The following is a 20,170-nucleotide window of genomic DNA, read 5'->3' on the forward strand; positions in this document are numbered from 1 at the left end:
GAGGTTAGCCTCTCCTAATATCGGCTGGTGCCCGTCGCCCTCTCTGTCCCCCGGCCCGCCGCCACCGCCCGCGGCCGGGCCGCCGTGTGCGCTGCGGCGGCGGTCCTGTTGGGGCTCATCGTGATCGCCTCGCTCGCGTTCGGCGCGCGCGACCTCTCCCCCGCCGAGGTGTGGGACGGCCTCACCCGCGCCGATCCGATCGCGGCCTCGGTCGTGTGGGACCAGCGCGTGCCGCGGACCCTCGTGGGCCTGCTCGCCGGGGCCGGGCTCGCGGTCGCCGGGGTCCTCATGCAGACCCTCACGCGCAACCCGCTCGCCGACCCGCGGATCTTCGGCGTCGCCGCCGGGGCGAGCCTCGGCGTGGTGCTCGGCATGAGCGTCCTCGGACTCACCGGCATGGGCCAGTACGTGTGGCTCGGCATCGCCGGAGCCCTGGTCGCCGGGGTCGTCGGGTACGCCGTCGCGACCCTCGCGACCCGCGCCGCCGGCGGCGGGACCGCCACGTACGCGCTCACCGGGGCCGCGATCGACGCGAGCCTCTCCGCGGTCGTGTACGCCGTCCTCGCCACGAACGTGCAGTCCTTCGACCGGTACCGGTTCTGGGCCGTCGGGTCGCTCGCCGGCCGCGGCGCCGACATCGCGATCGGCATGGCGCCGTTCCTCATCGCCGGGCTCCTCCTCGCGTTCCTCGCCGCACGCGGGCTCGACGGCCTGCAACTGGGCGCCGAGACCGCCGCCGGGCTCGGCCACCGCGTCGGCCTCGTGCGCGGGACCGCCGCGGTCACCGTCGCGCTCCTCACCGGCGCGGCCGTCGCCGCCGCGGGCCCGGTCGGGTTCATCGGCCTCGCGATCCCGCACCTCGCGCGCTGGGCCGTGGGCGCGGGCCACCGGCCGCAGCTCGCGCTGAGCCTCCTCCTCGGGCCCGCGATGCTCCTCGCCGCCGACGTCATCGGCCGCGTCATCGTGCCCGGAGAAGTCCCCGCCGGGATCATCTGCGCATGTCTGGGCGCGCCGCTGCTCATCGCGCTCGTGCGGCGCGCGAGGACGGTGCACGCGTGAGCAAGGTGCAGCTCCCCGGGCGGTCCGTCGTCCGCGTCGGCAACCGCTCCGTGACGTGGCACCGGCGCAGCGCGCTCATGGGCGTGCTCCTGCTGGCCGTGCTCGCCGGGGCCGTGGTCGTCTCACTGTGCCTGGGCCACACGTACATCACGTTCGCCGACGTGTGGGCGACCCTCACCGGGACCACCGGCTACGACCGCACGGTGGAGGTCCTGCGCCTGCCGCGCACCGTCCTCGCCGTCGCCGCCGGGGCCGCGCTCGCGCTCGGCGGCGCGCTCATCCAGTCCGTGGCCCGCAACCCCCTCGCGAGTCCCGACATCGTCGGCGTCACCGCCGGGGCCGGGCTCGCCGCGACCGCCGCGCTCACGTTCGGGCTCGGGTACGCGCTCCTCGCGCCGGCCGCGCTCGCGGGCGGGCTCGCCGCCGCCGTCCTCGTGCTGCTCGTGGCCGCCCGCGGCTCCCTCGCGGCGCCGCGGTTCGTCCTCGCGGGCGTCGCCGTCGCCGTGCTCCTCAAGTCCGGCATCCAGATCCTGCTGATCTCGGCCGACGCCATCGACGCCCAGCGCGCCCAGATCTGGCTCATCGGCACCCTCGGCGGCCGCGGCTGGACCGAGGCCGCGTTCCTCGGCGTCTTCCTCGCCGCCGCGCTGCCCGCGCTCGTATGGGCGCAGCGGGCGCTCGACACCACCGACCTCGACGACCCCACGGCCACCGGCATCGGCGTGCGCGTCACCGGCCAGCGCATCGGTCTCGCCGTCCTCGGCGTCGCGCTCGCCTCCGCGGCCGTGTCGCAGGTCGGCGCCGTCGAGTTCGTGGCCCTCGCCGCCCCGCAGATCGCGCGGCGCGTCGCCCGCACCCCGCGCCCGCCGCTGCTGGGCTCGGCCCTCACCGGCGCGATCCTGCTCGTCCTCGCGGACTGGCTGGGCCGCACCGCGTTCGGCGACTACCAGATGCCCGCCGGGGTGCTCACCGCCGCGCTCGGCGGCCTCTACCTGCTGTACCTCCTCCTGACGAAGGGAACCCGAAATGAGAAGACGACTGGCCGCCTCCGCCTTGGCAGCCGCCTGCGCGCTCGCGCTGGCCGCGTGCGGCACCTCCGACCCGGCCGCTGAGCGGAACGACGCCGAGGGCGAGACCCGCACCATCGAGCACGCCATGGGGACCACCGAGGTCCCCGCGGACCCGCAGCGGGTCGTCGTCCTCGACACGGACAAGATCGACACGGCGCTGTCGCTGGGGATCACGCCGGTCGGCGCGGCCCGCGCGAGCGAGTCCGAGCTGCCGACCTACCTCGGGGACCTCTCCGGCGTCACCGTCGTCGGCACCAGCGCCGAACCGGACCTGGAGGCGATCGAGCAGCTGAAGCCCGACCTGATCCTCGGCTCGAAGTTCCGGCAGGAGGCGTTCTACGACGAGCTCGACGCCATCGCGCCCACCGTGTTCACCGAGCTGGTCGGCCTGACGTGGAAGGAGAACTTCCTCCTCGACGGCGAAGCGCTCGGCAAGCAGGACGAGGCCGAGCGGCTCCTCGCGGACTACGAGGCCCGCGCGGGCGAGTTCGGCGGGTCGCTTGAGGAGGCCATCGCAACCGAGGTGAGCATCGTGCGGTTCATGCCCGACCAGATCCGCGTGTACGGCCCCGACTCGTTCTCCGGCATCGTCCTCGGCGACGTCGGCCTGGCCCGCCCTGAACTCCAGCAGCTGAACGGGGCCGAGGACCGGCGCTTCGCCGAAGTGTCGGCCGAGGAGGTCGACACGCTGGGCGGCGACGTGGTCTTCTACTGCGCGTACGGCGACGACGGCGACGCGCAGCTCGCCGAGTACACCGGCGGCGCGCTGTGGCAGTCGATCCCCGCCGTGCAGGAGGGGAACGCGCACGAGGTCGACGACGAGGTGTGGATGACCGGCATCGGCGTCACCGCCGCGGGGATGATCCTCGACGATCTGGAGACGTACCTCGGCGCGTGACTCCCGGGATCGTGCCGCCCGGGGCACGCGGCGGCGGATCGCTGGCGAACGGGGCTTAAGGTTCACATCGCAAGCAACCGACGCTTACGAGATTGGCAGTATCATGAGCGACTTCTCCATCGACTCCGCAGGCGACGACTCGTACTCGACCGACGAGTACGAGACCGAGTCGACGGACACCTACTCCGCCGACGACTCGACGTCGTACTCCGAGGACACCTACTCGGACGACGTGTACACCGCGACCGCCGACACCGACATGGACGGCGACGGCGTGCTCGAATCGGTCTCGTACGACAACGACGGCGACGGCTTCAACGAGACCGTCGAGTCCGACACGGACGACAATGGCTGGGTCGACACGGTCTACACCGACGCCGACGCCGACGGCTACTCCGAGACGCTCCTCGTCGACACCGACAACGACACCTTCCTCGACACGTACGCCACCGACACCGACCTCGACGGCTACGTCGACACGCTGGAGTCCGACACCGACGGCGACATGGTCATCGACACCGTCGCCACGGACACCGACGGCGACGGCACCTTCGAGACCGTCGAGTCGGTATAAACCAACCACTCCGGACACGATCGGCGCGGCACCCCTTCAGTGCCGCGCCGATCGTCGTGTTCAGACCCGGGAGGCGTCCTCGGTGAGGACGTCGGCGATCATCCGGTGGCCCTGGGCCTCGAAGTCGGCGTCGCCGACGAGGTGCGCCCAGCAGGCGGTGCCGATCGCGGAGCGCACGCGCTGGCGCAGCCACGCGCCGGGCTCGCGCGGGTCCGCGCCGTAGCCGGAGACGAACGCCTCCTCGGCGCCGGGGTGGAGCCGGAACTCCTTGACGGCCAGGCGCTCGAAGTCCTCGGCCGCGGGGCGGAGGTCGGTGCGGCCGAAGTCGATCACGCGGAGCACGCCGCGGTCGAGGAGCCAGTTGCGGGTCTGCCAGTCGCCGTGGGACGGCGCGCAGACGGCTCCGGCGGCGGGCCAGGAGCGGACCAGCGCCGCCAGATGCGCGGCGGTCTCGGGCGCGATCCGGTGGGGGCGTTCGAGCCAGGCGAGGGCCTTCGCGTTCATGCGGGCCTCGTAGCCGGGGTCGTCGACGGCGGCCTGGTCGTGGAACTCGCGGAGCAGCGCCCCGGCCTGCTCGTAGACGGCGGGGTCCGCGGCCGCGGGCGTGTCCTTGACGAGCGTCCCGGGAAGGAACTCGGTCACCAGGATCTTCGCGTCCGTGTCGGCGTGGAGCATCCGGGCGGCCCGGCCGCGGCGCACCCACGGCCCGGTCCACTCGCGGTGCGCGCGAATCTCACGCTCGATCGACACGTCGGAGGCGCCGCCCGCCTTGACCACTACCGTGCGGCCGCCCGAGCGGACGCGCAGGACCGCGGTCTCGACGAGGCCCCACCCCATGTCGGCCTCGACGGCGGCGCCGGGGAGCCAGGTCCCGACCAGGTCGCGCTGGCGCTCGGAGAGCGCGTTCAGGGCTTCGGTCACCGGGCCCAGCCTAGTGTCGGGTCACTCGGGCGGGGTGGCGGGGAAGCGGCTCGGCTTGTCGTCGGGCTTGTCGCTGAAGCGGTCCAGGTGCGGGGCGAGCTCGTCGGTGAGGAGCAGGTCGGTGCGGGTCTGGCCGTCGCGGTAGGCGGCGCGGCCGACCATGTGGGCGGCGACGGGCGCGGTGGCGAGCTGGAAGACCGCGATGAGGACCATCGTGGTGATGTCGACGACGGTGGCGATGCGGATCGCGCAGCCTGTGAGCATGAGCAGCAGCCCGAGGACCTGCGGTTTCGCGGCGGCGTGCATGCGGCTCAACAGGTCGGGGAAGCGCAGCAGGGCCACGCCCGCGGCGAGGCTGAGGAGGGCCCCGGTGACCATGAGGACCGCGGCGACCGCGTCGAGGACGCCTTGGAGGGTCATGAGTCCTGCTCCCGGCTGACGAAGCGGGCCACGGCGACCGAGCCGGTGATGCCCAGGAGGGACACCACCACGAGCACCGGCAGGGCCGTGGGGTCGCGGCTGAACGCGGCCTCGGCGAGGATCGCGGTGGCGGTGATCGCCAGGAGCACGTCCGTGGCGACGATCCGGTCCAGTGTGGTGGGTCCGCGGACGATGCGGACCAGAGTCATCGCGCATGCGGCGGTGAGCAGCACGGCGATGGCGACGGCGGCGTAGGTCATGCCGGGCGCTCCTCGCGGTCGGTGGGCACGGGCGCCTCGACCAGGCGCAGCTCCGCGTCGGATCCGATGGCGCGCACCAGCCGCGCCTCCAGTTGCAGGACCTCGGCGCGCAGGCGCTCCAGGTGCGCGGCGTCGCGGACCCCGAGCATGTGGATGTACAGGGTCCCCGTCTGGTGGTCGGCCTCGGCGATGAGGCTGCCGGGCACCAGCGAGACGGCTTCGGCGACGAGCGTCATGTTCAGGTCGGACTTGACGCGCAGCTCGACGGCGACGATCGCGCTCCGCGGCTCGCCGCGCCGGAACGCCAGGAACGCGACCTGGAAGCTCGCCACGGTGAGGTCGAAGAAGAAGCGCGCGAAGAACTTCACCACCGCGACGGGCCGCAGCCGCCCGCCGAACTTCACCGGCGGCAGCGGGAACACGACGAGGAGCGCCACGGCGATCACCGCGCCGGTGATCGTGTTCAGCCACGTGAACGCGCCCCACAGGAGGTTCCACACCAGGACCAGGCCGATGACGGCGATGGCCCTGCTGCGCAGGCGCTCGCGCTTGGTCAGCGCACTCGGTCGCTGGGGGCTCATGGGGCACCGTCCGGGAAGACCGCCTCGATGTACGGCGTGCGGGTGATGAGGTCGGCCGCGGCCTCGGAGGTCACCGCGAACAGCGGCCCGGCCACGACGGTGAGCGCGACGCTGAACGCCACCAGCGCGATCGTCGGCGCGACCATGAGCTTCGGCAGCATCGCCCCGCCGTCGAAATCGGCGTCGTCGCGCGGCATGTCCGGGTGCGGCGTGCGCCAGAACGCGAGGTTCCACACCCGCCCGATCGCGTACAGCGTCAGGAGGCTCGTGAGGACCCCGCCCGCGACGACCGCCCACACGAGCGGGCCGGAGGCGTCGACGCCCGCCTGGAGCAGCCCGAGCTTCCCGAGGTAGCCCGAGAACGGCGGGATGCCGGCGAGGTTGAGCGCGGGGATGAAGAACAGGACGGCCAGGACCGGCGCGATCTTCCCGAGCCCGCCGAGCCGTTCGAGCGCCGTGGAGCCGCCGCGGCGCTCGACGAGCCCCGCGGCGAGGAACAGGGTCGTCTGGATCGTGATGTGGTGCGCGATGTAGAAGATCGCGGCGCTCAGCCCCGCTTCGGTCGCGAGGGCCACGCCGAACAGCATGTACCCGATGTGGCTGATGAGCGTGAACGACAGGAGCCGCTTGATGTCCGACTGCGCGACGGCGCCGAGGATGCCGATCACCATGGTGAGCAGGGAGATCACGAGGAGGACGTCGCCGATGCGCCCGTCGGGGAACAGGAGCGTCTCGGTGCGGATGATCGCGTACACGCCGACTTTGGTGAGGAGCCCGGCGAAGACGGCGGTGACGGGCGCGGGCGCGGTCGGGTACGAGTCGGGCAGCCACGCGCCGAGCGGGAACACCGCGGCCTTGATGCCGAACGCCAGCAGCAGCATCCCTTGGAGGAGCAGCCGCAGGTTGTCGGGCAGTTCGTCGAAGCGCCCGGCGAGCTGGGCCATGTTGAGCGTCCCGGTGGCGCCGTAGACGAGGCCGAGGGCGCTCAGGAAGATCACCGAGGACAGGAGGCTGACGACGACGTACGTGGTGCCCGCGCGGATGCGGTTCTCGGTGCTGCCCAGGGTGAGGAGCACGTAGGAGGCGACGAGGAGGATCTCGAAGCCGACGTACAGGTTGAACAGGTCGCCCGAGAGGAACGCGTTCGTGACGCCGGCGGTCAGCGCCAGATACGTGGGGTGGTAGACCGACATCGGCGTCTCCTCGTCGCCGTCGGCCGAGCCCTGCCCGATCGAGTAGACGAGGACGCACAGCGTGACCGCGGTGGAGACCACGAGCATGAGGGCGGCGAGCTTGTCGGCGATGAGGACGATCCCCAGCGGCGGCGGCCAGCCGCCGACCGCGACCACCTGCGGGCCCTCGGTCACGGTGAGCGCCAGCAGCATCGAGGAGACCGCGAGGGTCGCGACGAGCGCGGTGAGGCTCACGGTGCGCTGGATCGCGGGCCGCCGGGCCATCATGAGCGTCAGCGCGGCCCCGAGCAGCGGGATGACGACCGGGAGCGGGACGAGGAAGGTCATCGGCCCTCCTTCCCCGGGGCGCAGTGGTACACCGGGTGCGGGAGGCCGTCGTCGCCGTTCTCCTTGGCGTCGGGGCCCTCGTCGCGTTCGGCGAGGTCGATGATGCGGCGGTCCTCGGCGTCGTCCTGGACCTCGTCGTGGCCGAGGAGCTGCTGGCTGCGGTAGGCGAGCGCGAGCAGGAACGCGGTGATGCCGAGCGTGATGACGATGGCGGTGAGGATCATCGCCTGCGGCAGCGGGTCGCTCATGCCGTCCTCGGGGGTCTCGCCGACGATCGGCGGCGTGCCGAACTCCGAGCCGGTGAGGATGAGGACGTTGACGCCGTTGCCGACGAGCACGACCCCGATGAGCACGCGGGTGAGCGTGCGCTCCAGCAGGAGCGTGACGCCCGCGCCGATGAGGACGCCGACGACGACCACGTAGACCAGGTTCGGGATCATGCGGGCTCCTTCTCGGGCGCGAGCGCCGGGGAGGGGTCTGCGGACTCGCCGTGGCGGTCGATCTCCGCGCCGAGGCTGCGGAGGATGTCGAGCACCAGGCCGACGACGACGAGGTAGACGCCGATGTCGAAGAACGTTGAGGTGACGAAGTGGACGTGGCCGACGACGGGGAGCTCGAAGTCGAGGATCGCGCTCTGGAGGACCGTGCCGCCGAAGGCGAACGAGGCGGCGCCGGTGCCGACCGCGACGAGCAGGCCGGTGCCGAGGAGGCGCCCGGCGTCGACGGGCGCGGCGGCGTTCAGCTCGGCGCGTCCGCCCGCGAGGTACCGGAACATGAGCGCGAGCCCGGCGACGAGGCCGCCCGCGAAGCCGCCGCCGGGGTGGTTGTGGCCGGTGAAGAGCAGGTAGATCGAGAACAGGACGATCGTGTGGAACAGCAGCCGGGTGACGACCTGGAGGATGACCGCCTGGTGGCTGCCGCTGGTCTCGGGCCGGGCGAGCCACTTGACCTGCTCGCCGGTCTTCGGCGGCGCGGGCCGGGAGCCGCCGCGGCGGATGAGGAGCCGCTCGCGGCCGAAGATGAGGCTCGCGACGCCGGTGGCGGCCACGAGCAGGACCGCGATCTCGCCCATGGTGTCCCAGGCGCGGATGTCGACGAGGATGACGTTCACGATGTTGTGCCCGCCGCCGTAAGTGACGGCGGGGTCGGGGAATTGCTCCGAGATGGGGGCGGCGGTGCGGCCGGAGACGGCGACGAACGCCATCGCGGCGGCCACCACGCCGACGGCGACGCCGATGCCGACCCTGAAGCGCCGCACCAGTTTCAGGGGCCGCTCGGAGAAGCGGGCGGGCAGGCGGCGCAGGACCAGCACGAACATGACGATCGTGACGGTCTCGACGAGGAACTGGGTCAGGGCCAGGTCGGGGGCGCCGTGGAAGACGAACAGCATGGCGACGCCGTAGCCGGAGACGCCGGTGAGGATCATCGCGGTGAAGCGGCGCCGGGCCAGCGCGGCGGCGATGGCGGCGGTGACGATGACGGCGCCTGCGACGAGTTGCAGCGGCGTGTCGTACAGGCGGATCGCGTGCGGCCAGGGGCCGTCGAAGACGAGGAGGCCGCCCGCGAAGGCGACGAGGGACACGAGGATCACGCCGAGGTAGAACGGCAGCGAGCCGCGCTGGGTGCGGCCGGTGAGTTCGACTGCGGCGCGGTCGACGCCGCCGAGGGCCTGCTTGTAGACGGTGCCGGAGGCGAGCGGGAGCTTCACGGAGCGCCAGGCGCTGGTGCGGTGCGTCGCGAAGTGGACGCCGATGCCGGTGAGGATCGCCAGGAGCGACAGGCCGAGTGCCGGGGTGAAGCCGTGCCAGAGGGCCAGGTGGTAGACGTGCCCGGTGTGCGGGTAGCGGTCGGCGTACGGGGAGAGGAGCCCGTCGGCGGCGGGGGCGAGGAAGCCCGCGGCGAGGCCCGCGGTTGCAAGGAGCATCGGCGCGGCGAGGAAGCCGGGTCCGGCGGGGGCGGCGTCGGTCTCGGCGGTGTCGGGTTTGCGGGCGAAGGCGCCCCACAGGAACCGCAGGCCGTAGGCGACGGTGAGGGCGGCGCCCGCGACGAGGACGGCGAGCATGGCGCGGTCCCAGGGGCCGCCGTTCCAGAACGCGGCGAGCATGGCCTCTTTGGCGACGAAGCCGAGGGTGGGCGGGAGGCCGATCATGGAGGCGACGGCGACGACGGCGGTGGCGGCGAGGAGGGGCCTGCGGTCGCCGAGCCCTGAGAGCGAGTAGATCTCGCGGGTGCCGGCGGTCTTGTCGATGATGCCGACGACGAGGAACAGCGCGGCTTTGAACATGGCGTGCCCGGCGAGGAGCGCGGCCCCGGCGAGCGCGGTGTCGTACGTGCCGGTGCCGAGGACGATCGCGATCATGCCGAGCTGGCTGACGGTGCCGTAGGCGAGCATGAGCTTGAGGTCGGTCTGGCGCAGGGCGGTCCATCCTCCGAAGAGGAAGGTGAGGGCGCCGCAGGCCCAGATCGCCTGCCGCCAGGGCAGGTCGGCGGCGAACGCGGGGGTGAGCATGCCGATGAGGAAGACGCCCGCCTTGACCATGGCGGCGGCGTGGAGGTAGGCGCTGACGGGGGTGGGGGCGGCCATGGCGCTGGGGAGCCAGAAGCTGAAGGGGAAGACCGCGGATTTGGAGAGGGCGCCGAGGAGGATGAGGACGAGCGCGGCGACGAGGTAGGCGCCGCTCGGCAGGTCGGCGACCACTTCGGACAGGCGGTAGGTCCCGGCGTGCTGGCCGAGCATGATGAAGCCGACGAGCATGGCGAGCCCGCCGAGGGTGGTGACGAGGAGGGCCTGCATGGCGGCCCAGCGGCTGGCGCTGCGGGCGGGGTCGTGGCCGATGAGGAGGTAGGAGAAGACCGAGGTCAGCTCCCAGAAGACGTAGAGCAGGAGCAGGTCGTCGGCGACGACGAGGCCGAACATGGCTCCGGCGAAGGCGACGAAGACGGCGGCGAAGCGGCCGAGTCCTTCCTCAGTGGAGGTGAAGTAGTGGGCGCTGTAGGCGAGGACGAGGGTGCCGACGCCGCTGACCAGGAGGACCATGATCCACGGGAAGGCGGTCATGCGGAACGCGAGTTCCTGGTCGAGTTCGGGCACCCAGGGGCGGGTCTCGGTGAGGGCGCCGCCGAGGCGCATGACGCCCGCGTGCGTGAGGGCCCAGACGAAGGTCGCCGCGGGCGCGGCGGCGACGGCGTAGAGGGCGCGGGGGCCCAGCATTCGGACGAGGGCGGGCGCGGCGATCGCCGCGATGGCGTGGCAGGCGAGTAGGACTAGCAAACGACCCCCGGGAAGATTCAGTTGGCCCGACCCTATCCGCTCGGGAGCGGCGGACGCCAAATTCGGCGCGCAGGAAATCGGATTGTCTACAGGGTCCGGCGCGGGGAGCTGTGCGTCCGTCCGAAAGGCGCGCAATAACATGCGCGCTCATCGCGTTCTGTGCGCGTCTTCGCGCACGTGCGTGACGCCCGTCTCCCCGCGCCCTGTGTCACTCCGCGGCGCGGATCACGACGACCGGGCAGTCGGCGTTGGTGACGCAGTGGAGGCTCACGGACCCCAGGAGCGTCCCCTTGATGCCGCCCTGTCCGCGGCTGCCGACCACGAGGAGGCCGGCGGTCTTCGACTGCTCGATGAGGACCTTCGCCGGGTGCCCGAGGGCCGCGGTGCGCTCCACGACGAGGTCCTCGCGCCCGTCGAGCGCCGCGTCGACCGACTCGTTCAGGGCGCGCTCGGCGGTCTCGGTGAAGCTCTCCCCCGGGACGGCCTCGACGGCGGTGCCGTAGACGACCGGGGGCTGCCAGCCGTACACGGCCGCGACGGCGGCCCCGGTCTTCTCGGCGTACCGCAGCGCCCAGGCCAGCGCCTCCATCGACACCGGCGATCCGTCGACGCCGACCACCACTCGCTCGGTCTGTTCCATCCGGCCTCCTTCGGTCGCTTCGGGCCTTCCGGGTTCAGGCCCTCGGGCCCACAGGGTATGCGAGAGGTCAGTGTTGCGTGGAGGGACGCCAGCCGAGGCGCGGGGCGAGTTCTGTGGCGGTGTCGGTGAGGAGCCGCACGTGCTCGTCGAAGTCGGGGACGCCGGGGACGAAGCTGACGAGCAGGTCGGTGGCGTGCTCCAGGGCCGGGTCGGCGGCGAGGTCGGCCGCGAGGCCCTCGGCCGGGCCGAGGAGGGTGCGGTCGCCTTCGAGGTAGTCGGCGACCGAGAGGCCGCCGACGTCGCGCTTGGCGGCGAACCACTCCTGCCAGCGCCGCACCCCGGGGGTCACGAGGCGCACGGCCTCGTCGCGGTCGGGGTGCGGGTAGACGGCGCGGGAGACCTGGACGCGCGGCGGCGCGGCCGAGGACCAGGCGGCGCGGTAGGCGCTGATCGTGTCGGCTTGGTGCGCTTGGGCTTCGAGGAGGGTGCCGCCGCGCCAGGCGGTGGCGCGGGAGAGCTGGAGCCCGTCGCCCGCTTTCGCGGCGGCGGCAGCACTGGCGAAGGCGACGGCGGGGTCGCTGGAGGTGGCCTGCCACAGGCGGGCCCGCACGCCGGTGCCGGGCGGGTGGAGGACTTCGCCGAGGCCGTTGAGGGCCTTGCCGTCGAGCACGTCGTGGAGGTGCTTCACGGCGGTGTCGAAGAGGCGGTGGCGTTCGGCGAGGTCGCGGCCGAAGGCCTCCCAGGCGCCGGGGAACGGCCCGGAGCCGACGCCGAGTTCGAGCCGCCCGCCGCTGAGCGCGTCCACTGTGGCCGCGTCCTCGGCGACCCGGAGGGGGTCTTCGAGCGGGAGCACGAGCACGCCGGTGCCGAGGCGGATGCGGCTCGTGTGCTGGGCGATCGCGGCGAGCACGACCAGGGGCGCGGAGACGTGCTCGTTGCCCTGCCGGAAGTGCCGCTGGATCACCCAGCCCGAGTCGTAGCCGAGGGCCTCGGCCGCCTGGAACAGCCCGATCGCGTCCCGGTAGGCGGCCGCGGGGTCCTGGTCGGCGTCGAGGTGGAGGAGGAAGCCGAGGCGCTCGACCATGCTCAGCCCCGGGCCCGGCGCAGCGCGGACGGCTGGAGCGACGGGGTGTCGCGGCCCGTGTCGCGTTCGAGGAAGTGCGTGCCGGGGGCGACGATCGCGTCGATCCGGTCCAGGACCTCGTCGCTCAAGGTCACGTCGGCGGCCTTGAGGTAGGCGTCGAGGTGCTCCTGGGTTCGCGGGCCGATGATGACGCTGGATATCGCGGGGTGGCCCAGCGCGAAGGCGATCGCGAGGTCCACGAGGGTGAGGCCGTGGTCCTCGGCGAGGGTCGCGAGCGCGTCGGCGGCCGCGAGCTTGCGCTCGTTCTGCGGGGCGTCGACGTCGAAGCGGCCGGGGATGAGCCCGGCCCGCGCGGACTCGGGCTGCGGGCCGCCGACCCGGTACTTCCCGGAGAGCCAGCCCGCGGCGAGGGGTCCGTAGGAGATGACGCCGACGCCGTACTTCTGGACGACGGGGAAGACCTCCCGTTCGACCGTGCGGATGAGCAGGGAGTACGGGAGCTGCTCGCTGTGCGGGGCGATGAGGCCGTGCTTCTCGGCGAGCCAGTGGGCCTCCACGAGCTGGTGCGCGGGGAACACGGAGGTCCCGTAGTAGCGGATCTTCCCGGCTCGGATGAGGTCGTTCAGGGTCTGGAGGGTCTCCAGGAGGTCGGTGTGCGGATCGGGCCGGTGGGCCTGGTACAGGTCGATCCGGTCGGTGCCGAGGCGGCGGAGGCTGTCCTCGACGGCCTGGGTGATCCAGCGGCGCGAGTTGCCCTTGTGGAGCGGGTTGTCGCCGATCTGGCCGTGGAACTTGGTGGCGAGGAACAGGTCGTCGCGGCGGTCCTTGATCGCCTTGCCGACGACCTCTTCGGAGCGGCCCTGGGTGTAGACGTCGGCGGTGTCGACCGCGTTGATCCCGGCGTCGAGCGCGGCGTGGATGATGCGGATGCTCTCCGCCTCCTCCTGGGCGCCGCCGAAGTTCATGGCGCCCAAAGTGAGCGGAGTGAGCGGGACGCCGGTGCGGCCGAGCGTGCGGGTGGCTTCGAGGGTCATGTGCAGAGGTCCTTTCAGGATTTCAGAAGAGCCCGGTCGTGGGCGGTTCCTCGCCGGTGATGCGATAGGCGCCGGCGACGGCGGCCTTCCACTGGCGCGGGTTGTGGTTGGCCACGGTGCGGGCGTTGCGCCAGTGCCGGTCGAAGCCGAGCGAGCGGTTGGTGATCGAGCCGCCCGCGACGTCGAAGACGAGTTCGGCGGCCTTCAGTGCGGACTCGATCGCGATGACGCCGGTCTGGGCCACGGTGACCGAGGCTTCGGCCCCGGCGGCGCGGGCCTCGGCGCCGGTGAGGTGCCGGGTGGCCTCGATCGATTCCGCCGCGAGCAGGACCACGGACCGGGCGGCGTGGGCGCGGGCCGCGATCTGGCCGACGGTCTCGCGCACGTACGGGTCCTCGCTGGAGACCGCGGCACTGGAGTGCTTGATGGGGCGGGCCTTCTCGCGCGCGAACCACGCGGCGTCGTCCAGTGCGGCGGCGGCGATCCCGGCTTCGACGGCCGCGAGGTACAGCTGCGCGAACGCGCCGAGCCACGGGATCTCCAACTGCGAGTTGTCGCGGGCGACCACCTCGTCGGCGGCCAGGCGCACGGCGTGGAGGCGGGTGGTGCCGCTGGCGGTGAGGCGCTGGCCGACGGCGTCGAAGTCGTCGAGGCGCTCGACGCCGGTGCGGTCGACCGGGACGGTGAAGCCGTACACGGTGCCGTCCTCGCCCTTCGCGGACCCGGTGAACCAGTCCGCGTAGAGGCCGCCCGTGGAGTAGTACTTCTCGCCGTCGACCACCCAGCCGTCACGGTTGTCGGAGGCGCTGTCGCGGTGGAGGAGGGTGTTGACGGAGCCGCTGGCGCCGCCGGAGCGCTCGTTCGCGGTGCCCGCGAACAGGTGCCCGTCGCGCAGGCGGGCGAGCGTGACGGCCCGGTGCGGGAGATCGCGGCGGGAGGCGACCTGGTTGGCGGTCAGGAAGCTCGACCGGAGCGCCTGGGCCACATTGGAGTCGGCGCGGGCGATGGCGATGACGAGGTCGGCCACGTCGCGGACGGTCCCGCCCGCGCCGCCGTCGGCGGCGGCGATCCCGGTGAGGGTGATGCGCTCGGCCGCAAGGGCTTTCACCTCCTCGAAGGCGTACTGGCGTTCGCGCTCGCGTTCGGCGGCCCCTTCGCGGAGCCGGTCGAGCACGGGCGCGACGGCGGCGCGGATGCCCGCCACCGTGTATTCGGCGGTGTTGTCGGAGGTCATGCGATCGCCGTCCTTTCAATCTGCGGGGCGGATTCGGTCACGACGCCACCGCTTCGCGGAGGCCGAAGGCGGCCCGCAGGGTCGGGTGCTCGGCCGGGTCGACCAGGAGCGGGACCAGCTCCCGCAAGACCGCCGACACCGCTTCGAGGTCCCCGGCGGGGACGAGCTCGAAACCGTCGAGGCGGTCGGCACCGGCCCAGGAGCGCAGGTCCGCGGCTAGGCCGGTGGCGTCGGTCAGGTCGGCGATCGGGACGCGGCCGACGAGCGCGGCCTCCGAGCGCGGCAGGCCCGCGGCGCGGAGCGCATCGGCAAGGGCCGCATCGGCTCCGGGCGATTCCGCGCGGTCCACGACGATGGCGTCGGCGCGTTCGGCGGCGGTGACGAAGCCGAGTCCGGCGAGGTCGGCGACGAGCACCGGGCGGCCCTGCACCGATGAGGGGCCGTCGATGGGGCCCGCGACCTTGTACAGCGGGCCGTCGTGGCCGATCGGGCGGATCAGCTCGTCGTCCACGAACAGCGCCGCCTCCTGGTCCCCGATGAGGGCCTCGCACGGGAACGACTCCCACAGCCGCGCCAGCACCGCCGCGTATTCGCGCCAGCGCTCCGCCGGATGCGCGTTGGCCGGGCCCGAGACCTCGTCGCCCGCACCGGGAACGAGCACCGCGCCGAAGCGGCCGTCCGTGGCGCGGTCGAGCGACAGGAGCCGCCGGGCCGCGTTGTACGGCGCGTTGCCGGTGGTCGCCAGCTCCGGGACGAACGGGATGCGGTGCGCCCCTGCCAGATACGCAGCGGCCACAGTGGGCTCGATCGCGCCGGGCTCGTCGCGGAGCCGGATCGCGGCGACGCCGGTCTGCTCGGCGAGCGCGGCGATGGCGCCCGCGTCGGCGAGGGTCAGGCCGGTCTCGCCGACCGCGAGGGAGAGTTGGACGAACGTGCTCATGCTGCCTCCAAGGCGGGGACGGGGCCGGCCGCGGCGGGGGCCGCGGGCAGGCCGAGGCCGAGGTGCGAGCGCAGGGTCGAGCCCTCGTACTCGCGGCGGAACAGGCCGCGCCGTTGCAGCTCGGGGACCACGTGGTCGGCGAAGTCGTCGAGGCCGGAGGGGAGCACGTCGGGCATGACGTTGAACCCGTCGGCCGCGCCGGAGCGGAACCACAGCTCGATGTCGTCGGCGACCTGCTCCGGCGTGCCGGTGACGATCCGGTGCCCGAAGCCGCCGCCGAGCTTGCGCAGGAGCTGGCGCAGCGTCGGGCGCTCGCGCTCCACGATGCCGCGGACCATGCGGTAGAAGGTCTGCGAGCCGCCGGCCTCGTCGGGGTCGAGGAGCCGGTCGAGCGGGAACGGCTCGTCGTCGTCCAGCTCGCCGACGTCGAACCCGACCTGGCCCGAGAGGCGCCCGCGCGCGTACACGTCGGGCAGCAGGTCGTCCAGGAGTTCCCTGCGGGCCTTCGCTTCCACCTCGGTCGAGCCGATCACGGTGGAGAGTCCGGGGAGGACGACGATGCCGTCGGGGCTGCGGCCGTGGGCGGCGGCGCCCGCGCGCAGCTCGGCGCGGAACGCCTTGGCGTGGTCGAGGTCCTGGTCCGCGGAGAACACCACTTCGGCGACGCGGGCCGCGAGGCGGCGGCCGTCGCTGGAGCCGCCCGCCTGGACCACCACGGGGCGGCCCTGCGGCGACACGAGGGAGGTCCGGGCGGCCCAGGAGGCCGCGGCGTGCTCGGTGAACGCGGCGGCGCGCTGGTAGCGGTAGGCGTGGGCCTGCTCGGCGTTGCGGCCGAAGTTGCGGGCCGCGACGGGCCCGGCCGTGGTCACCACGTTCCAGCCGAACCGGCCGCCCGAGACGTAGTCGAGGTCGCCGAGGCGCCGCGCCAGCTCATCGGGGTCGTTGTAGGACGACGAGAGGGTGCCGATGAGGCCGATCCGCTCGGTCTGCGCGGCGATCCGCGCGAGCACGGTGGACGGTTCGAGGTTGTTGCCCGCGCGGTGGCGGATCGCCGGGTCCAGGAGCGGCCCGTCGGCGAGGAACACCGCGTCGAGTTTCGCGGCCTCGGCTTTCTTCGCGATCGAGGTGTAGTGGTCGATCGTGTAGCTGGCGAGGGGGTCGGTGCCCGGGAGCCGCCACGAGCCGCCGAAGACGCCCGCGTTGAGAATGTTCACGTTGAGGTGCAGTTGATCTGGCATGTTCGGCTCCTTATCGGACGGTTGCGGGCCTGGTGCCGGGGACCGCGGCGAGGAGTTCGCGGGTGTAGTCCGCCTCGGGGGCGGCGAGCACGGCCGCGGCGGGGCCGGACTCGACGACGGCGCCTTCGCGCATCACCGTCACGTCGTCGGCGATGAGGCGGACCACCCCGAGGTCGTGGGTGACGAACACGTACGCGAGCCCGAACTCCCCCTGGAGGTCCACGAGCAGCCGCAGGATCTGCGCCTGCACCGACACGTCGAGGGCGCTCACGGCTTCGTCGAGGACGAGCACGTCAGGGTTCGGCGCGAGCGCCCGCGCGATGGCGACGCGCTGGCGCTGGCCGCCGGAGAGTTCGGCGGGCAGGCGGCCGAGGTGGGATTCGTCGAGGGCTACCGCTTCGAGGAGCTGCACCACGCGGGCCCGGCGGTCGCCGGGGATCTGCAAGGCGCGCAGGGGTTCGGCGATGATCCGCTCGACGGTGAAGCGCGGGTCGAGGGAGGTGAACGGGTTCTGGAACACGAACTGGAGGTCGCGGCGGACTTCGCGGAGGGCCTTGTGGCCCAGGCCGGTGAGCTCGCGGTCGCCGAGGTGGACGGTGCCGGGTTCGGGGGTGCGGTCGGGGGCGTCGAAGCCGACGAGGATGCGCGCGAGCGTGGACTTGCCGGCGCCGGACTCGCCGACGATCGCGTGGGTGGTCCCGCGGCGCACGGCGAGGTCGACGCCGTCGAGGGCGCGCAGTTCGCGGCGTCCGCGCCCGCGCAGGCGGTAGGTCTTGGCGATGCCTTTGGCGCGCAGGACGATCGAGTCGTCCTCGGGGCGGGTCCCGGTGGCGGGTTCGAGGCGGCCGGTGTGGCGCGAGGGGGCCGCGTCGAGAAGGCGGCGCGTGTACGGGTCGGCGGCGTCCTCGATGATGCGCGCGGTCGGGCCCTCTTCCACGATCAGACCGCCCTGCATGACGGCGATCCGGTCGGACCGGTCGAGCGCGACGCCGAGGTCGTGCGTGACCAGGAGGATGCCGATGCCGAGTTCTTCGCGGAGTGAAGCGAGGTGGTCGAGGATGCGGCGCTGCACGGTGACGTCGAGGGCGCTCGTGGGCTCGTCGGCGAGGATGAGCTTCGGCTTGCCCGCCAAGGCGATCGCGATGAGCGCCCGCTGCTTCATGCCGCCCGACAGCTCGTGCGGGTACTGGGCGAAGACGCGTTCGGCGTCGGCGAGCCCGGCGGTGCGCAGGCTCTCCAGGGCCGCGTCGCGCCACGCGGCGGCGTCGCGGCGCTTCGTCTCATTGAACTTGACCGCTTCGATGACCTGCTGCCCGATCTTCTTGACCGGGTTGAGCGAGGTGTTCGGGTCCTGCGGGATGAAGCCGACGTAGTTGCCGCGCACGAGGGCCATGCGGCGGTCGCTCCAGCCGGTGACGTCCACATCGGAGTACTGGACGGTGCCGGAGCTCTGGCGGGCCGCGGGCGGCAGGAGCCCGAGCGCGGCCTGCACGAGGGTGGTCTTGCCGGAGCCGGACTCGCCCACGAGGGACACGAACTCCCCCGGTTCGACATGGAGGGACGCGTCGCGGACGGCGGGCGTCCAGCGCCGCCCGGCGCGGTACTCGACCGTGAGGTTCCGGAGGCGCAGCAGCGGGTCGGTCATCGTCGCGGGTCCTTCCTGAGCGAGGTGGAGATGCGGTGCGCGGCGATCACGACGAGCGCGAGCGCGGTGCCGGGCAGGATCGAGATCCACGGGTGGACCGCCACGTAGTCGCGGCCCTCGGCGACCAGGAGGCCCCATTCGGGCTCGGGCGGCGGGGAGCCGTAGCCGAGGAACCCGAGCGAGGCCACGGCGAGGACGGCGGTGCCGACCTCCAAGGCCGCCAAGGCGATCACGGAGCTGAGCGAGTTGGGCACGACGTGTCTGGCGAGCACGGCGAGGCGGCCCGCGCCCGCGCCGTACGCGGCCTTCACGTAGTCCTGGCCGACGACGGCGAGCACTTCGGAGCGCATGACGCGCGCGAACGACGCGATCGAGGAGATGCCGACCGCGAGCGCGATGTTGTTGGCGCTGTAGCCGAGGACGGAGACCACGACCATGGCGAGCAGGAGGCTCGGGATGGCGAGGAAGACGTCCACGACGCGCATGATCGCGTTGTCCCAGAGCCTCCCGAAGTACCCGGCGACCAGGCCGATCACGGTGCCGATGCCGAAGGCGACGACGACGGCGAGGAGCGTCGCGGTGAGCGTGGTGCGGGCGCCGTAGACGCAGCGGGCGTACAGGTCGCGGCCGAGCCGGTCGGTGCCGAACCAGTGGTCGGCGCTCGGGGGCGCGAAGCTCGCGGTCGGGTCGCCGGTGTAGGGGCTGAAGCTGGTGAAGAGCTGCGGGAGCAGGGCCCAGCCGATCGCGAGGGCCACGACGACCCAGGCGGCGACGAGCACGGGTTGGCGGAGGAGGTCGCGGGTGGCGCGGGGCGCGGTGAGCACGGTCATCGAGCCTCCAAAGCGAGCGTGGCCCGCAGGCGCGGGTCCAGCAGCGGGTAGACGAGGTCGACGGCGAGGTTGATGAACGCGAAGCTCGCGGCCACGAGGACCACGATCCCCTGCACGAGCGGCACGTCGAGGGTGTTGATCGCGGTCTGCGTGAGCCGTCCGACGCCTTCGCGGGCGAACACGGTCTCGGTGATGACCGATCCGGCGATGAGGTTCCCGAAGGTGATGCCGGTGATGGTGAGCGCGGGCAGGCTGGCGTTGCGGAAGACGTCGCCGGTGACGATCTGCTCCCGGGTGGCGCCCTTGGCGCGGCTGGTGGTGACGTACCCGGATTCGAGCTCGGCGGTGAAGCGGCGCACCAGGAGCTGCGCGATGGGCCCGGAGACGGGGACCGCGAGCGTCACGAGCGGCAGGACCAGGCTCGCGGGGCCGTCGGAGCCGAACGCGGGGAACCAGCCGAGCTTGAACGCGAACACCTGGAGCAGCAGGATGCCGGAGAGGAACACCGGGACCGAGACGGCGGCCGAGGGGAGCGATTCGACGAGGTTGCGCAGCCAGGGCCGCCGCGTGGAGGTCGCGGTCAGGGCGATGCCGTAGGCGATGAGCGCGGCGAGCGCGAGGGCCCCGGCGGAGAGCAGGAGCGTGTTCGGGAGGACGCCGAGGACGGCTTCGGTGACGGGCTTGCCGGACTGGACGGAGTTGCCGAAGTCCCCGGCGAGGGCGCGGCCGAGGCGCTCGAAGTACTGGACGAGCACGGGTTCGTCGAAGCCGTAGTTGGCGGCGACCTGCTCGCGCACCTCGGGCGGGATGGTGTTGAGTTCGGCGGGGTCGAACAGGAGGTCCTCGGGGTTCGCGGGGAGCACGAACAGCAGGACGAACGTGAGGGTGAACGCGGCCCAGACCACGAAGAGGGCCCGGCCGGTCTTCAGTGCGGCGTACCGGAGCACGGTG

General features: G+C 72.8%; 20 protein-coding genes. 4 read left to right on the forward strand and 16 right to left on the reverse strand.

Annotated elements, in window-relative coordinates:
• The first annotated feature begins 27 nt into the window (after nt 1–27).
• The 4 genes from B0I28_RS23215 to B0I28_RS27460 all read left to right on the forward strand — a co-directional run bounded on the left by B0I28_RS23215 (nt 28) and on the right by B0I28_RS27460 (nt 3,601).
• Nucleotides 28–1,059, forward strand: a complete 1,032-nt coding sequence (locus tag B0I28_RS23215) for a FecCD family ABC transporter permease (protein WP_181245920.1) — start codon at nt 28–30, stop codon at nt 1,057–1,059.
• Entirely contained in the window at nt 1,056–2,171 is a 1,116-nt protein-coding gene (locus B0I28_RS23220; RefSeq protein ID WP_245889082.1) for a FecCD family ABC transporter permease, read from the forward strand. The genes B0I28_RS23215 and B0I28_RS23220 overlap by 4 nt, the downstream gene beginning before the upstream one ends.
• Nucleotides 2,086–3,027, forward strand: coding sequence for an ABC transporter substrate-binding protein (locus B0I28_RS23225; RefSeq protein WP_106366251.1), 942 nt, complete (start codon nt 2,086–2,088; stop codon nt 3,025–3,027). The genes B0I28_RS23220 and B0I28_RS23225 overlap by 86 nt, the downstream gene beginning before the upstream one ends.
• Before the next feature lie 103 nt (nt 3,028–3,130).
• A complete protein-coding gene (locus B0I28_RS27460) occupies nt 3,131–3,601 on the forward strand; it encodes a hypothetical protein (RefSeq protein WP_106366252.1) in 471 nt (156 codons plus the stop codon).
• A 60-nt stretch (nt 3,602–3,661) separates the two neighbouring features.
• Here the strand turns inward: B0I28_RS27460 and B0I28_RS23235 are convergent, their stop codons facing one another.
• The 16 genes from B0I28_RS23235 to B0I28_RS23310 all read right to left on the reverse strand — a co-directional run bounded on the left by B0I28_RS23235 (nt 3,662) and on the right by B0I28_RS23310 (nt 20,166).
• Nucleotides 3,662–4,522 (reverse strand): aminoglycoside phosphotransferase family protein, encoded by an 861-nt coding sequence (locus B0I28_RS23235; protein ID WP_106366253.1) that lies wholly within the window; start codon nt 4,520–4,522, stop codon nt 3,662–3,664.
• A 21-nt stretch (nt 4,523–4,543) separates the two neighbouring features.
• Nucleotides 4,544–4,942, reverse strand: a complete 399-nt coding sequence (gene mnhG, locus B0I28_RS23240; protein WP_106366254.1) for a monovalent cation/H(+) antiporter subunit G — start codon at nt 4,940–4,942, stop codon at nt 4,544–4,546.
• Nucleotides 4,939–5,202 carry an MrpF/PhaF family protein gene (locus B0I28_RS23245; protein ID WP_106366255.1) on the reverse strand — a complete coding sequence of 88 codons (264 nt, stop codon included), beginning with the start codon at nt 5,200–5,202 and terminating at the stop codon, nt 4,939–4,941. Before B0I28_RS23245 ends, mnhG begins: the two co-directional genes overlap by 4 nt.
• A complete protein-coding gene (locus B0I28_RS23250) occupies nt 5,199–5,783 on the reverse strand; it encodes a Na+/H+ antiporter subunit E (protein ID WP_106366256.1) in 585 nt (194 codons plus the stop codon). The genes B0I28_RS23245 and B0I28_RS23250 overlap by 4 nt, the downstream gene beginning before the upstream one ends.
• Nucleotides 5,780–7,303, reverse strand: a complete 1,524-nt coding sequence (locus B0I28_RS23255; protein WP_106366257.1) for a Na+/H+ antiporter subunit D — start codon at nt 7,301–7,303, stop codon at nt 5,780–5,782. Before B0I28_RS23255 ends, B0I28_RS23250 begins: the two co-directional genes overlap by 4 nt.
• Nucleotides 7,300–7,743: a Na(+)/H(+) antiporter subunit C gene (locus B0I28_RS23260; protein WP_106366258.1), complete on the reverse strand. Its 444-nt coding sequence runs from the start codon at nt 7,741–7,743 to the stop codon at nt 7,300–7,302. Before B0I28_RS23260 ends, B0I28_RS23255 begins: the two co-directional genes overlap by 4 nt.
• Nucleotides 7,740–10,574: a Na+/H+ antiporter subunit A gene (locus B0I28_RS23265; RefSeq protein ID WP_106366259.1), complete on the reverse strand. Its 2,835-nt coding sequence runs from the start codon at nt 10,572–10,574 to the stop codon at nt 7,740–7,742. The genes B0I28_RS23260 and B0I28_RS23265 overlap by 4 nt, the downstream gene beginning before the upstream one ends.
• Before the next feature lie 208 nt (nt 10,575–10,782).
• Nucleotides 10,783–11,214: a universal stress protein gene (locus tag B0I28_RS23270; protein ID WP_106366260.1), complete on the reverse strand. Its 432-nt coding sequence runs from the start codon at nt 11,212–11,214 to the stop codon at nt 10,783–10,785.
• A 67-nt stretch (nt 11,215–11,281) separates the two neighbouring features.
• Complete coding sequence (locus B0I28_RS23275; protein ID WP_106366261.1) at nt 11,282–12,298, reverse strand: LLM class flavin-dependent oxidoreductase; 1,017 nt, start codon at nt 12,296–12,298, stop codon at nt 11,282–11,284.
• 2 nt (nt 12,299–12,300) lie between these two features.
• Nucleotides 12,301–13,332 carry an aldo/keto reductase gene (locus B0I28_RS23280; protein ID WP_106366262.1) on the reverse strand — a complete coding sequence of 344 codons (1,032 nt, stop codon included), beginning with the start codon at nt 13,330–13,332 and terminating at the stop codon, nt 12,301–12,303.
• Between the two features lie 22 nt (nt 13,333–13,354).
• Nucleotides 13,355–14,566 carry an acyl-CoA dehydrogenase family protein gene (locus tag B0I28_RS23285; protein WP_106366263.1) on the reverse strand — a complete coding sequence of 404 codons (1,212 nt, stop codon included), beginning with the start codon at nt 14,564–14,566 and terminating at the stop codon, nt 13,355–13,357.
• Nucleotides 14,567–14,603: 37 nt separating this feature from the next.
• A complete protein-coding gene (locus tag B0I28_RS23290) occupies nt 14,604–15,506 on the reverse strand; it encodes an LLM class flavin-dependent oxidoreductase (RefSeq protein ID WP_106366264.1) in 903 nt (300 codons plus the stop codon).
• Nucleotides 15,503–16,744, reverse strand: coding sequence for an LLM class flavin-dependent oxidoreductase (locus tag B0I28_RS23295; RefSeq protein ID WP_106366265.1), 1,242 nt, complete (start codon nt 16,742–16,744; stop codon nt 15,503–15,505). Before B0I28_RS23295 ends, B0I28_RS23290 begins: the two co-directional genes overlap by 4 nt.
• 10 nt (nt 16,745–16,754) lie before the next feature.
• Nucleotides 16,755–18,389 (reverse strand): dipeptide ABC transporter ATP-binding protein, encoded by a 1,635-nt coding sequence (locus B0I28_RS23300; RefSeq protein ID WP_106366266.1) that lies wholly within the window; start codon nt 18,387–18,389, stop codon nt 16,755–16,757.
• Complete coding sequence (locus B0I28_RS23305; protein WP_106366267.1) at nt 18,386–19,219, reverse strand: ABC transporter permease; 834 nt, start codon at nt 19,217–19,219, stop codon at nt 18,386–18,388. Before B0I28_RS23305 ends, B0I28_RS23300 begins: the two co-directional genes overlap by 4 nt.
• Nucleotides 19,216–20,166 (reverse strand): ABC transporter permease, encoded by a 951-nt coding sequence (locus B0I28_RS23310; protein WP_106366268.1) that lies wholly within the window; start codon nt 20,164–20,166, stop codon nt 19,216–19,218. The genes B0I28_RS23305 and B0I28_RS23310 overlap by 4 nt, the downstream gene beginning before the upstream one ends.
• Nucleotides 20,167–20,170: the final 4 nt, after the last annotated feature.

The organism is Glycomyces artemisiae (genome assembly GCF_003002955.1).
Classification (GTDB): domain Bacteria; phylum Actinomycetota; class Actinomycetes; order Mycobacteriales; family Micromonosporaceae; genus Glycomyces; species Glycomyces artemisiae.